The sequence below is a fragment of the Rhizobium sp. T1470 genome, assembly GCF_042140505.1.
Lineage (GTDB): Bacteria > Pseudomonadota > Alphaproteobacteria > Rhizobiales > Rhizobiaceae > Rhizobium > Rhizobium favelukesii.
The window spans coordinates 810403-822663 of record NZ_CP148092.1; the positions used below are offsets into that span (position 1 = coordinate 810403).

The 12261-nt window shown below is 59.0% G+C and carries 10 protein-coding genes and 1 pseudogene; 5 read left to right on the forward strand and 6 right to left on the reverse strand.

The genetic code is table 11. The annotated features are described in order from the left end of the window. Positions 1 to 57: 57 nt before the first annotated feature. Positions 58 to 1860: a malto-oligosyltrehalose trehalohydrolase gene (gene treZ / locus WGT02_RS25095; RefSeq protein ID WP_208247251.1), complete on the forward strand. Its 1803-nt coding sequence runs from the start codon at positions 58 to 60 to the stop codon at positions 1858 to 1860. Between the two features lie 15 nt (positions 1861 to 1875). Here the strand turns inward: treZ and treY are convergent, their stop codons facing one another. From treY to WGT02_RS25115, 4 genes and pseudogenes are all read right to left on the reverse strand, one after another. Next, the gene (gene treY / locus WGT02_RS25100; RefSeq protein WP_208247928.1) at positions 1876 to 4377 is read right to left on the reverse strand and encodes a malto-oligosyltrehalose synthase; all 2502 of its coding nucleotides are present in this window, start codon (positions 4375 to 4377) and stop codon (positions 1876 to 1878) included. Between the two features lie 206 nt (positions 4378 to 4583). Further along, entirely contained in the window at positions 4584 to 4913 is a 330-nt protein-coding gene (locus tag WGT02_RS25105; RefSeq protein ID WP_225040134.1) for a helix-turn-helix transcriptional regulator, read from the reverse strand. A gap of 18 nt (positions 4914 to 4931) precedes the next feature. After that, entirely contained in the window at positions 4932 to 5189 is a 258-nt protein-coding gene (locus WGT02_RS25110; protein ID WP_024316332.1) for a YMGG-like glycine zipper-containing protein, read from the reverse strand. Between the two features lie 398 nt (positions 5190 to 5587). After that, positions 5588 to 6396: pseudogene (locus WGT02_RS25115) on the reverse strand (mechanosensitive ion channel family protein). A 470-nt stretch (positions 6397 to 6866) separates the two neighbouring features. On the opposite strand from WGT02_RS25115, the gene WGT02_RS25120 reads away from it, so the two are divergent. The 3 genes from WGT02_RS25120 (at position 6867) to WGT02_RS25130 (ending at position 8129) form a co-directional block, all read left to right on the forward strand. Then, positions 6867 to 7052: a DUF3008 family protein gene (locus WGT02_RS25120; RefSeq protein ID WP_024316330.1), complete on the forward strand. Its 186-nt coding sequence runs from the start codon at positions 6867 to 6869 to the stop codon at positions 7050 to 7052. Positions 7053 to 7182: 130 nt separating this feature from the next. Beyond that, on the forward strand, positions 7183 to 7605 hold the full coding sequence (locus WGT02_RS25125; RefSeq protein WP_208247253.1) for a DUF4174 domain-containing protein: 423 nt from the start codon (positions 7183 to 7185) through the stop codon (positions 7603 to 7605). A 161-nt stretch (positions 7606 to 7766) separates the two neighbouring features. Continuing rightward, on the forward strand, positions 7767 to 8129 hold the full coding sequence (locus tag WGT02_RS25130; protein ID WP_208247255.1) for a hypothetical protein: 363 nt from the start codon (positions 7767 to 7769) through the stop codon (positions 8127 to 8129). Between the two features lie 555 nt (positions 8130 to 8684). Here WGT02_RS25130 and WGT02_RS25135 read toward each other — a convergent pair. After that, positions 8685 to 9494 (reverse strand): endonuclease/exonuclease/phosphatase family protein, encoded by an 810-nt coding sequence (locus WGT02_RS25135; RefSeq protein ID WP_208247257.1) that lies wholly within the window; start codon positions 9492 to 9494, stop codon positions 8685 to 8687. Positions 9495 to 9563: 69 nt separating this feature from the next. On the opposite strand from WGT02_RS25135, the gene WGT02_RS25140 reads away from it, so the two are divergent. After that, positions 9564 to 10535 (forward strand): lysylphosphatidylglycerol synthase domain-containing protein, encoded by a 972-nt coding sequence (locus tag WGT02_RS25140; RefSeq protein ID WP_208247259.1) that lies wholly within the window; start codon positions 9564 to 9566, stop codon positions 10533 to 10535. On the opposite strand, the gene WGT02_RS25145 is transcribed toward WGT02_RS25140, so the two are convergent. Beyond that, entirely contained in the window at positions 10485 to 12011 is a 1527-nt protein-coding gene (locus WGT02_RS25145; RefSeq protein ID WP_208247261.1) for a phospholipase D-like domain-containing protein, read from the reverse strand. The genes WGT02_RS25140 and WGT02_RS25145 overlap by 51 nt on opposite strands. Between the last annotated feature and the right edge of the window lie 250 nt (positions 12012 to 12261).

The window sequence follows — 12261 nt, forward strand, 5'->3', positions numbered from 1 at the left end:
GAACTTGTTGGACAAACGACGGTTTTGACCAAACCCGAAACCTTTGGAGCGTCCGCAATGTTCAGCTTCGGCCCGCAGATCATGGATGAAGGTGTGCGCTTCCGCCTCTGGGCTCCCCTGCAGCCGGCTGTCGGGATCATTATCTGCGATCGTCCACCCTGCGAGATGTTGGCTGAGCCTGGCGGCTGGTTCACGTTCCTATCCGGGGATGCGAGGCATGGCTCGCTTTATCGATTCGTCCTTGCTGATGGACAGGAAATCCCCGATCCCGCCTCTCGCTATCAGCCTGATGACGTGCACGGGCCGAGTGAAGTCGTCGACGGGAGCCGCTACAGCTGGGTGGACGGGGCCTGGCGCGGCCGTCCATGGAGCGAAACGATCCTCTATGAAATGCATATCGGAACCTTCACGCAAGCCGGCACGCTGGCGGCTGCGACGCAGCGGCTTGACCATCTCGAACGACTTGGCGTCACGGCGATCCAACTCATGCCAGTCAACGACTTTCCCGGACGCCGCGGTTGGGGCTATGACGGCGTGCTTCCCTACGCGCTTGACAGCAGCTACGGGCGCCCGGAGGATCTAAAGGCCTTTATCGATGCTGCCCATCAGCGGCGGATCTCCGTTTTTCTCGACGTCGTCTACAACCACTTCGGACCGGAGGGAAACTATCTGCCATCTTATGTCCCCCTGTCTAACCGCCACCACAAGACGCCATGGGGGCCAGCCATCAACTACGACGGTGAGCATTCCGACCTGGTCCGCAAGTTCGTCGTCGAGAATGCCCTTTACTGGTTGGAGGAATTCCGAGCCGATGGGCTCCGGTTTGATGCTGTGCATGCGATCAAGGATGAGAGTGGCGAGCATTTGCTTGCCCACATGGCCCGCACGATCAGGCGGGCAACGCGAGGGCGCCATTGCCATCTGATCGTCGAAAATGAAGACAATGCCGCTTCACTGCTCGAACGCGATGAGGATGGCAAGCCGCTTCTCTACACTGCCCAGTGGAACGACGACATTCATCACGCGCTCCATCGCGCTGCGAGCGGTGAGGCGTTCGGATATTACGCCGATTATTCAACGTCCCCGTCTGTCGTCGCACGGGCGATCGCGGAAGGCTTCATCTACCAGGGCGAAACGATGCCTTACAAAGGGGCCGCCCGTGGCCAGCCGAGCGACCATCTGCCGCCCACCGCCTTCGTCGCTTTCATTCAGAACCATGACCAGGTCGGTAACCGCGCCCATGGCGACCGCCTTCATAAAATCACGCCGCAGCCGGCTCTCGAAGCGATCGCCAGCGTCTACCTTCTTTGCCCTCAGGTGCCGATGATTTTCATGGGAGAAGAATGGAAAAGCGAGGCCGATTTTCCCTATTTCTGCGATTTCAACGATGAGCTGAATGCGACCGTGCGCAAGGGGCGGCGCGAGGAGTTGCACCGACTGCCTGGCTTTGACGAGGAAGGCGCCGACACGCTTCCTGATCCGACGGATGAAACGACATTCCTATCTGCCAAGCTCGATTGGAACAGGCGCGAGCAGCTGGGACATAGAGAGTTTCTCGAACTCTATCGCCATCTCATCACGGTGCGCCGGGTTCACATCGTCCCGCTGTTGGACACGATGCGCTCGGGCGGACACATCGGCCCTTCAAGGCAATTGATCGACGTTCATTGGGATCTCCGGGAGGGGAGAAAGCTGCACCTCATTGCCAATCTATCGCACGCGCCCGTCGCGACGGATTTGCCACAGTCTGGTTCACTCATCTGGAGAACACAACAGGCTGGCGACCTCCTTCCACCGTGGTACGTGTGCTGGACACTCGAAGACGAGCCATTGGCGCCGGAACGTCAAGTCGCGCAATGACGGTTGCCGCAATCTTCAGTCCGCCGATATCAAGAGGGCGAAGGGCTGTGTTCGAAATGCAGTCTCGATGTCGATTGCAGGCCCTCTGTCAACCGCGCTGTCGGCCAGGATATCTCGGCGCGCCGCGTTGAGCTGGGCGGGCAGCTCAATCAGGGTATCACCCCAATAGCCAGGTTTCGTGCGCAATGTGATCGCATCGATGTGCCGCGAAATCAGTCGGGGAACGATCGTTATGGAAAACTGCCGCTTGTCATGACGGGCGAACGCGACGATATGCCGGTGCCTTTGCCCTCGTACGTTAAGGGGCAGGTAGTCGCCGCGATCATAGAGTTCGGGCCGCGCCTGACGAAGCGTCAGGCCTGTTGCGATCAATGTCTGCTTTTTCTGCCAGACATCTCCACCGTCCGCGGCTTTCGACGATAACATCACCTCCAAGCGGTGGAAGTCGACAGGCCGGCGATTGTCGGGATCGACGAGGCTGAGTTCCGGTCCCTCCGATCCCTGGTAGATGTCAGGCACGCCGGGGATGGTTAGCTTGAGCAATGTCTGGGCCAGGCTGTTCATGTGTCCGGCAGCAATGACGCGCCTTATCGCGTGATCGAAGTCAGTTCGAAAGGCTTGGTTCTCCTTGCACAACAGCCCGCCTACAAAGTCGAGGACCGCGGTCTCATAGCGCTCATTTGGTTCGTCCCAGTCTGTGTATGTCTTGGCCTCCCGGATGGCTTTTTGCGCGTAGTCCTTGAAACGGTCGCTCAACACGCCATTGATGTCTTCGATATCCTGCGGCCAGATGCCCGCCAGAGCCTGGTAGAGCATCCATTGTGTATTGGGTTCGGGCCATGGTCCGTCCGCAGTATCGACAATGAAAGCCCGATTGAGCTGTTGCCATCGATTGAAACCGGCTACCCAGTCCGCAGCGTGTTCGGTCAGGGCATAGAGGCGCGCGCGTGCATCTTCGCCACGCTTGGTGTCATGTGTCGAGGTTGCCGACAGCCCCCGCTGCAGCATCGCACGTTGGCGCATCGCCCTATGAAATTCGTCCGGCTCACTGCCGACCGTGTCCGGGTCACCGCCGACTTCATTCAGCCCAAGCAAGCGATTGTAGCGATAAAACAGGGTGTCCTCCATCGCCTTTGCCATCACCGGGCCGCTCAGCTGCTGCAAACGCCTGCGAAGTTCGAGAGCATTGGCGTTGTCATCGGGGTCGAGGATCGCGCGACCGATCACCCAAACAGCGTCAGGTTCTTCGGCGTTCCTAGCGGCATCGGCGAGCACGCTTTCAAACATGACCCGGTCGGGGCCCTCGAGCGGGCCTGTCGCGCCGTAGGTTCGGTAGACTGGAAACGCCACCAGGATGCCGGCGATCGCCTCGTCGGCGGTGGCGCGCTGCAATTGGGGCCCCACGGCCATAGCAAGATCGGTCAGCCTGGCGCGCTCACCGGCAAAGTTGCACTCCACCATGGCGCGCTTTGCCTCTTTTCTGCCAAGGTCAAAGTCCACGCGTGTCGGCGCCACTGCTCGATAAGCCTTGTCGAGCAGCTCAAGGCCCTCTCGCTCCACGAACAGGTCTGCGAAGCTTGCAATGACTTCATATCCGGTTGTGCCGGACACGGGCCAAGCCGTTGGCATCGTCTCGTTTTGCGCAAGGATCTTCTCGACGATTATATATGCGCTCCGACCGACAGCCTTCCGAAGTTTTGCAAGATAGTCCGCCGGATCGGAAAGGCCGTCCACGTGATCAACGCGAAGGCCCTGGACCTTCCCTGAGTGGACAAGTTCAATGATCAGCCGATGCGTCTCGTTGAAAACGTCTTGATCTTCGACGCGAAGCCCGACCAGGCCGGCGACTTCAAAGAACCGCCTGTAGCTAATGCGCTGTCGAGCGTCCCTCCACGGGATGAAGTGCCAGTGCTGCTCCCGGTGTAGAGCGTCCATGAATGCGTGATCGGCGGCAAGTTCGTCAAGGGAGGCACGACCCGAGCTTACGAGAGCCATGACCCGCGCAGCGCTCTCCGGCCGAAGCGGATAGGGGAGCATGCCATGCGTAAGGCTGGACGTCCCAGTTGCGGATGGGCCAGAAAGTCCGATAGTGCCAGACGCCAGGGCTTGCGAAAATGGATCGTCGAGAACGGGAAGAGTGATTGGTCTCGTCCAATCGACATCGAAATAGGTTGCGTAGGGACTATCGGGGCCGAGCTCGAGCAGGCTGCGCCACCAAGGGTTTTCAAGCGAGGCAGCCATGTGATTGGGCACAATGTCGAGGATAAGCTGCATTTCGGCTGCTTTGAGTGCGGCTACCAGCCGTTCAAAACCGCCGGCTCCTCCGATCGCCGGATCAATTCTGTTTTGGTCCACAATGTCGTAACCGTGGGTCGATCCTTCCGTCGCCATGAAGAGAGGGGACGCGTATAGGTGACTGACGCCGATCCTCTTGAGATAGGGGATGATCGAACAGGCATTTGTGAACGTCATTCCGTTCCGAAATTGCAGCCGATATGTCGATGTTGGCACCTGCATGAAGCCCTCCCGCAACCCGAAAAGGCGCAGTCCTTTGAAGCGCGCCGTTCCTCTCCTGGTCAGCATGTCGCAAAGCGGCTCAGGCGAAACAGCCATGCACTTTCTTTGTTCCGAAGATCATGACGGCCGCAGCCAGCACCGGGGCTTAGAAATCCGCGATCGACGCTTCCAGGGACACGACGCGACAAGCCGCGCTTAGCGGTCTCTCAACCGCCAGCGCCCGGAGGAGCGTCATTTTCAAGATACTCCTTATATTGGACGGTTTCGTCCTCGTTGATGTCGATGGCCGCGGAGGGCTTGATGAGCAATCGGACACCGGGTCCGCCGTCGACCGGTCCCTCATCGAAGAACATGACACCAGCTATCCCGAGGACCCGAACGAGCGCTTCGGTTTCCGGGGAAGGGCTAACCAGTTCCCCCGGCTGGCTCTCCAGCCGGTCGATGACTGATACAGACAGGCCAGACGCTTCGGCCAGCTGGCTTCGATTCCATCGCAGCAAGGCCCTTGCCGCTTTAAGCTGCTCGCTTGACACCATCAGACCATCCTCAATGGATCAACGCGGGCAGGCAGCGACATATCTGCGGCCATACGCGTCGCGGTAATAGCACTGGCCAGGCTGACCGGCGACGTTGCCGATAACGGCACCTGCGGCGCCTCCGACGGCAGCACCAATTGCAGCCCCTCGCACATTGCCGGTCGCGACGCCTCCAACAACAGCGCCGGTCGCAGCGCCGATTCCAGCACCCTGTTCTGTGGGAGTGCATCCAACAACGGCGGCTGCAGCAAGAAGCGAAATTACAATCTGCCTCATCCTATGTTCCTTTCCTGACGTCGCATATCATCAGCCCCAAAAGATAGAGATAGGGGCGGGGGTGAGAAAGCAACGCATCGCGCCACAGACCGAACCATAGAGGGAACGAGGGGGTCGCTTGCCGAGGCCAACCGGGTGGCTGATGGCTCTCGTCGGAATTGATCTCCGGCTCTCGTCCGGCGCCGACTTGGCCGGCACTTGATCGGGCGGTACGCAAATTGGTTGCGAAGGCACCGAATGCCTCGTCCGGATCGAGGCAAAATCAACGCCTCATCGGCTCTTGAAAGACCAAGCGCGCACGGCCGCAGTCAGGTGCGAGCCGGCCACATGCCGTGTCCTCGTCGGTACCGCATGATGAAACTCCGACGCGCGGGCAGTTATGTTTTCCAATTGATCGGCTACTTGATCGCAATGCCTTCGTCGACGAGGCCCGACTTCAGTCGATCGATGACATCGTGGCGTGTCTCGGTCCATTCGCGCGTCTTTACCCAGTACTCGACCTTCAGGACGGTCTGGTCGGCTGTCAGATCGTCAGCGAAAACCCGCGGGGCAGGCTCTGCCCTCACTCTCTCGTCTGATGAAACGATCCCCAGAACCGCCTGCTTTGCCGCCCCAAGGTCCGCTTCATTGCCGATGGCAACCGACAGTTCCTGGCGCCGATTTGCCTCGCGGCTGTGATTGACGATCGGGGTGTTCCAAAGTGTTGAATTGGGCGCCATGAGATATAACCCGTCGGTCGTCTTCATCTCGGTGGCGAAGAGGCCTATCTCGCGGATGAACCCTTTAACACTTGCCGTCTCGATATATTCTCCAACGCGGAAGGGCCGCAAGACGAGAAGCATGATACCTGCCGCGATGTTTTGCAGCGTACCTTGCAGTGCAAGGCCAAGGGCGAGACCCGCAGCACCCAGAGCAGCGATGATCGAGGCGGTCTGAACGCCAAACTGCCCAAGCACCGTCACGAAGACCAATATGAGCAGTCCATAGTGGAAAAGGTTCTGGAAGAAGCGCGCCAGCGTCTCATCGATTCCATGGATCCTCGAGATCACGCGAAAGGCCGAACGGCTGATCACGCCCGAGAGGATCCAACCGCCGACGAGAAGCACAATCGCGCCTAGATCGAGAAGCCGTATGTTACCGCAAGGGCAGTGGCCTGATCAAAGGCGGTTTGCGTGGCAAGTACCGCATTGGCGGACTGATTTTCCATGAGATTACCCTTGACCGTCGAATAGCGTTGCAAGTGGCATAACTGCCGAGAGGTGGATCAAGCGCGGCCGCCGGCTGCGCTGTGGCTCGTGCGGTGGCGTCGCGTGAGTGAAACGGTTGTCGTTTCCAGATGGTTCCCAGGATAGCTCTGAACGCCGTCGCACGAGGCTCTGACCGACAGACGGAGCGCTCGGGCCAACTCGATGCTCTTCGCGCTGCTTTGCGGTGGGGTCGTCCAGGGCCTTTGCGGTTGCCACGGGCGTTCTTGTTTGGTCGCGAACCGCGCGTTTGATGCATAACCTGGAGCAGTAACAGGTAAAAATGCCTCGAAATTGATCAGAGCGCCTCGACCCTTCAGCGATCCGAGGAAACACGACCGGACGCTGTCTGTATTCACGATGCACTCGCACCTGAGGCAGGAACTTTGTCGGCCGTGGACAGTTACCTTGCATAACAAAAAGGAGAAGAAAAATGCCCGCAAAATCCAAAGCGCAGCAGAAGGCCGCTGGTGCCGCCCTTGCGGCAAAGCGTGGTCAAACACCGAAGAGCAGGCTCAAAGGGGCATCCAAAGAAATGGTGGACTCCATGAGCGAGAAGCAACTCGAGGAGTTCGCTTCGACAAAACGGCGCGGAAAGCCCGAGCGCGTCTCGCATTAACACGCAACCGTGCTGCGCTGGCCTTCGCCGATCGAGATCACTCTCAGTGCCCGACATTCCGCGCGCGGGCCGGTAGCAGCGAAAGCTTCCGTCTTTCCACACGGGACGGGATGGAAGCAGGAGCAGAGCCATGCTCAAGTCGTTTATCAAAGAGATCATAGGGGCTTCCCCGGCACTCTACGATCCATGCCCAAGTCTTGTCTCGTTTCGCAACAAGTGCCACGTCCTTGTTCTATTCGAGGGCTCGGCTGATGACCTCCCCGAATTGCAGGAGGAATATCTTGCCAACCAGCATGAAGCGCTGGCATCGCGGCACATTGCGCTTTTGCGTGTCGCCGGCGGCGGCGTTTTCTCCAGTTTCGAAGCCCTTGCTGATATTAGCGCGGACCAGATCCGCGCCGATCTTGACGGTCCTTCGCCTGAGGAATTCGAAGCTATACTCGTCAGCCCTGACGGTGCCATAAAGTTTCGCTCGAGGCGACCAGTCAGCGTTCAGCATGTCATGGAGGTGATCGACAGATTACCTCGCAACGACCCGGTCGCACACGCGTGAGGGCTGGTGCGCTGCAAGCGCGACTGACGCGGGCTCTTGATCTACCAAGGGACAGCGAAAAATCGTTGTCGCCTCCGCATAAGTACGGCCATGCGGGCCAGCAGAAGGGGAACAGATCATCGCCTCGTCAGTTAGGATCTTAACGCAAGAGGAGCACCTCGATGGTCGATCCGACAGGACAAACAATTAGCGCAATTTTCGATGACGAGCGGGATGCGGAGCACGCCGCCGAAGAAGTGATTGCCTCGGGAATTGCAAACGATGCCGTAACCATCACCCGTGGACATGGCACCGATTCGCTTCCCAAGGATCATGGAGGCTTTCTGGACGCAGTCGAAAAATTCTTCTTCACGCAGGAGCAACGAAACGTCTATGCCGAAGCGCTTAGGCGCGGAGGGTTTCTTGTCAGCGTGCAGGTCAAGGACCAAGCCCGACATGACGCGGTCCTGAAGATCCTGGCTGACAAGGGAAGCATTGATATCGATGAACGCGCCGAGCAGTGGCGCGCGCAGGGATGGCAATAAGACGTTGCCCAACGAGGTCTGGCCTCAATTTGTCTTCTGACCGCCTGTTCGGTGTTCCGTTCACAACCCTACTGCGGTTCAGGCAGATTGTGCTGCTGACCCGGAGCTTTGCTCGGAGGGATGACGCGCAGGGTACCGGTGGAAGGAGCCGGCTGCTCCAGACCCTCGTCGCCCGATGCTGGCGGTATGAGCACGCCATTGCAACGGGACAAATCTGCATCACCACCGCGGCGAGAAGGTGAACCTCTCTGCAATTCCTGTTGCGACGGAGCCTGACATCCTTCTGGAAACGGCTTTGTCGTGCTTTGACCAAAAGCATTCGTCGTAACAAGGAGAACCAGACCGGCTGCGATGTTGCGCATGAAGTGCATCAAGCATCCTCCGCAGCATTGTATTCAATGGCCAACTGCCGATCCCCGGCAAAAGTTCCAGTCTGAGAAATGAAACGATGTGGTATGAAAGCCCTGGAGAGCATCGGGGCGGTTTTTGAGGATCTCGCGGGGGCAGTCAATGTTGGCGAGGACGGCCGATCGCCGCAGCGTCGTGACCCGGACGCTAGCGCTCAAAGCGTGACACGTTCCCGGTCAACCCGTTGTCCGAGACCTGCCGTCCCAAATCCAGCCTCACCAGAAGCGGCAAATGGTCCGACGCTCGGCGCGTCAGTGGGTCAGCCGCGATCGCCACGGAAGCGACATGCAGTTCCTTTGACACAAAAACATGATCGATGCGCAGCAGCGGATATCGCGATGGAAATGTCGGTCGTGGCTTCGTCCCTGCCAACAGCTGGGCGTCGCGAAAATATCTCGTCAAGCCTTTGTAAGCTGGCGAGGATGGAATGGCGTTCAAGTCCCCACAGACGATCGCCGGGAGGGCCTGGAATTGGGCGTTTCCGATCCAGTCGTCGCTAAGCAGCTCGGCCACTTGCCGGTTGCGGTCCCGGTTTCTGAGGCCAAGGTGTGTGTTGAGCACATTAAGGGTCCATCCGTGGACGTCGACCTCAACCCAGATTGCACCGCGTGTCTCGCCGATCGACGGCAGGGGAGCAGCCCTCATCAGGCGCATCGGAAGCGCGGTGACGATCGCATCGCCGTAGCGTTCCTCCTCGACATGCAGCGCCGGGTGAAAATGGGCGTCCATCTTCAGCAGTGTCGCGATCATTTCCGCCTGATCGACCCCGCCTGTCCGCTTTCGTCCAACATCGAGCTCCTGAAGCGCGATGATGTCGGCCTCTGATCGTGCGATGACCGCCGCGATCCGATGCGGATCAATCCGCCGATCCGTGCCGACGCAGCTATGAACATTGTAGGTGAGAACCTTGAGCTCGCGCCGGTCAGATGGCGAGAGGGCAGATGCGATTGTGCTCATGCAGCGGGGAACCCGCCTGGGCTTATTTCGTTCCCACTAGCAAAGGGATCAACACCAAGCAGAACCTTCATGTCGGTCAGGCGAGTTTTCATCAACACAGCCCTCATTCTAGGCCTGCTGCTCGCCGCCTACTTGCTCTACAAAGTCTTCAGCCGGTATTCGCTTGGTGAGATCATGCTCTCGCTCGGGGCAATCTCGGCGTCCCGATTTGTTTTAGCTGTTGGCTTTTGCGCTCTTTCCTACCTGTGCCTCAGCGGCTTTGACTGGATGGCTTTGCGCTACGCCGGCAAACCGCTAAGCTACCCGAAAGCAGCGCTAGCGTCGTTTACCAGTCTTTCGATCGGGCATAACCTCGGTGTTGCGGCGTTAAGCAGCGGTGCCGTGCGCTATCGCTACTATGCGCGCTGGGGATTGAACGCGGAGGAGGTCGCCAAGGTTATTCTGTTTTGCGGTGTGACGGTCGGGATGGGGCTGTCGACCCTGGCCGGCATCGCGCTTCTGAGCAATCCCAGGAATGCAAGTAAATTGCTGCGTGTCGGCGCTGACACTCTCTTTTGGCTCGGCCTTCTTTGTCTGGCGTTTCCGGTGTTTTACGTTGTCCTTGCCGGCACTTTGCGTGCTCCGCTGCATGTGTGGAAGTGGCGCTTCGAGATGCCGGATCTCAAGCTTGCGATTGGACAGATCATCATCGGCACGCTGAATTTCATCTGTGTCGCCGCCTGTCTGCATCAGGTGCTGACGGCTAGCGTGGGTTCAAGCTTCGTTCAAACGGCGACGGCCTACGTGCTTGCCAACATCGCCGTCCTCGTCACCCATGTGCCCGGTGGCCTTGGTGTGCTGGAAGCCACGGTCAGTCATGTCCTGCCGGGTGCAGCCTCTATCGGGGCGCTCGTCGCGTTCCGGGTAATCTACTTCTTGCTGCCGCTCTTGATCGGCCTGACGGTCTTTGCGGCAAGCGAATTGGTCCTCCGCAAGCGCAGCGCCGCTCGCTCAAAGGAGCGCGCTCAAAAGCCGTCCCAAACGCAGACGCAGCTTTTGTAATGGCCAATATGGATGCCGGGGATCGACAAGCGCGGTTCCCAAAAACGGGGGTGTATCGCCGCGATGGATGTTGATCTCGAACTGTCTTAAGCCGCGCGCGCCTCTGTTGAGCGCCGCGATCATAGCAAGCATTGATTGTCGTGACACCTCGGTCTCGGCCACGAGGGCTGGACTGGTGCCCAAATGTTCGGCGATCAGCCGGTGACGCAGGCAGCTGATCGCGCGTTGATGTTCGTCACAATCAGCCTCGAGGGCGAGATCGCATTCAGTGTCCAGGCCTTCCGATCGGTTGTTGAGATTGGACGATCCAATGCGTACGAAGCGGTCGTCGACGATGATAAGTTTCGAATGAACGACAAGATCCTGCTCGCCGCCATCTGCGTTTTGAATAACGGCGTACATCACCCTCAGCCGATCATAGCGGTCGACGCGCTTCAAGCGTCGGATCAGCCTATCGCGATTGTTTCCCATCGCAAGCTTCTCGATGAAGCCGTGCGAGCTCTTTGTCACCACCACGGCGATCTCAGGTCCGTCGGGATCCTTCAATCGCTTCGCAATCGCCCTGGCGACACCGAAGGATGCAAGGTATTGCGTTTCGATATAGATGTGCTTGCCGGCCGCAGCGATGGCGTCGCGCGTAAGCCGGAAGGCCTCGTAGCGGCCACGCTTGCCGATCAGCCCCGGTTCCGTCAAGGCGATCGCAGCAGGCGTCGCCACCATGTCTGGAACCAAGGCAGGCCAGCAGGCGCGCGGGTGCGCCATTGGTGCAACTATTTCGCCGGTGGCCTTTTTCCAGCGCCTGCGCGCAACGTCCCCGATCATGAGGGCCACCTCACCGGAGACAGCGCACTGGATATCGTGGACGGGTTCGTAAGGCGTGCCGTCCGGCGAACACCTCAGGGGATTTGCAGTTTCGTGGTCCGGCTCGTCCCATCGCCTGGCCGTAAGGTCGATCCCGCCCAGGAAGGCAAGATTGCCGTCTATCGAGACGAGCTTTTGATGGTGACACCCGCGAAGCGGATGACGGAAGTCGAAACGCATCGAAATCCGCGGGTGGATGGAAACTGCACTCGGGCGAAACAGCCGCAACGACCTGCCGGAATAAATCGGGCCCATGCCCCAAACCAAAATCCTGACCTGCAGCTGCGGGTTTTCCTCCACCATAGACAAGAGCAGTTCGCCGAGCGTTTGCGAGCCCAGATGCGGCTTCAGTCGGATATCGGGATTGAAATCCCAGCCGACGATCCAGATCTCGTGCCGCGCCTGTCTCAGCGCCTGATCAAGCGCGGAAAAATAGGCCGCGCCGTCGACAAGAAACGCCGCCTTGTCAGCGACGCCGGCGCGCCAGGCATTGCGCCCAGGTTGAATGATCGGATGTGAAGATGTTCCCCTCGGCAAACGTCGAATGGCGGAGGTGACGACCTGCATCGTATCAGCCGCTTGGGAGGCGTCGCCCGTGGATTGATAATCGAGCATCTTGCCTTGCTTTCCCTGTGCCTTTGGATGTCTCGCCTAACGCGCGAAGTGCCGCGCCTGTTCCAAGGGCAAATGACGCACATTAACGGATCGATTTCCCGGAGTTCGCCTTTCACGGGTCTCGATCTATCACTCACCTGCGGCCGGCCAGCACTCACGCGGCCTTGTGCATGCGGCGATCAAAACTGTCCTGCCCAAGCAAGTTCGCAGTGGAGCTCTGTCCGGTACCATAGGATTCTATACTCAAGCC

Bases quoted from the DNA above. Each gene is read 5' to 3' on its own strand.
- WGT02_RS25125 (WP_208247253.1), top strand. From the start codon at position 7,183: ATGCTCAAGTCGTTTATCAAAGAGATCATAGGGGCTTCCCCGGCACTC.
- WGT02_RS25130 (WP_208247255.1), top strand. From the start codon at position 7,767: ATGGTCGATCCGACAGGACAAACAATTAGCGCAATTTTCGATGACGAG.
- WGT02_RS25135 (WP_208247257.1), bottom strand. From the start codon at position 9,494: ATGAGCACAATCGCATCTGCCCTCTCGCCATCTGACCGGCGCGAGCTC.
- WGT02_RS25120 (WP_024316330.1), top strand. From the start codon at position 6,867: ATGCCCGCAAAATCCAAAGCGCAGCAGAAGGCCGCTGGTGCCGCCCTT.
- WGT02_RS25105 (WP_225040134.1), bottom strand. From the start codon at position 4,913: ATGGTGTCAAGCGAGCAGCTTAAAGCGGCAAGGGCCTTGCTGCGATGG.
- treY (WP_208247928.1), bottom strand. From the start codon at position 4,377: ATGCAGGTGCCAACATCGACATATCGGCTGCAATTTCGGAACGGAATG.
- treZ (WP_208247251.1), top strand. From the start codon at position 58: ATGTTCAGCTTCGGCCCGCAGATCATGGATGAAGGTGTGCGCTTCCGC.
- WGT02_RS25145 (WP_208247261.1), bottom strand. From the start codon at position 12,011: ATGCTCGATTATCAATCCACGGGCGACGCCTCCCAAGCGGCTGATACG.
- WGT02_RS25110 (WP_024316332.1), bottom strand. From the start codon at position 5,189: ATGAGGCAGATTGTAATTTCGCTTCTTGCTGCAGCCGCCGTTGTTGGA.
- WGT02_RS25140 (WP_208247259.1), top strand. From the start codon at position 9,564: ATGTCGGTCAGGCGAGTTTTCATCAACACAGCCCTCATTCTAGGCCTG.